Annotated in this window: 1 pseudogene; it reads right to left on the reverse strand. The window is 67.8% G+C overall.

Features of this window, described 5'->3' with window-relative positions:
- A pseudogene (locus D7Y15_RS43955) lies at positions 1–385 on the reverse strand (molecular chaperone DnaJ); the annotation flags it as partial.

Here is a 385-nt window from a genome sequence, read left to right on the forward strand (position 1 = left end):
TGCCCATGTTCTCCATGGCGCGGCGAAGGAGGCGCTGGCGCCGGAGCTTGGAGGCTTCGTCGGGGTTGGAGGGGTCTTCGGCCGCCACGTCGTCCTCGTCAAAATCCCAGTCGTCCAGGTCACCGGACAACTCGTCCCCAGTCTGGCCAGAAGCCCCCGCGTTGTCACCGGGGAACGCGGTGGAGCGGGGAGAAGGCAGCGGCTCGAACGTCGCTTCGACGATGGCCTCGACGAGGAATTCGTTGGCGTCGCCCGCCGAGCGGACATCCGAGCGGATGAGGGCTTCCAGGTGGGCGTCCACCTGCTGGAGGGCGGCCTCGAAGGAGGCGGTGAGGTTCTGGGCGGGGTCGTTGGACTCGTCGAAGGAGACGATGCGCCACAGGTC

This window comes from Corallococcus sp. AB030 (genome assembly GCF_003668965.1).
Lineage (GTDB): Bacteria > Myxococcota > Myxococcia > Myxococcales > Myxococcaceae > Corallococcus > Corallococcus exiguus.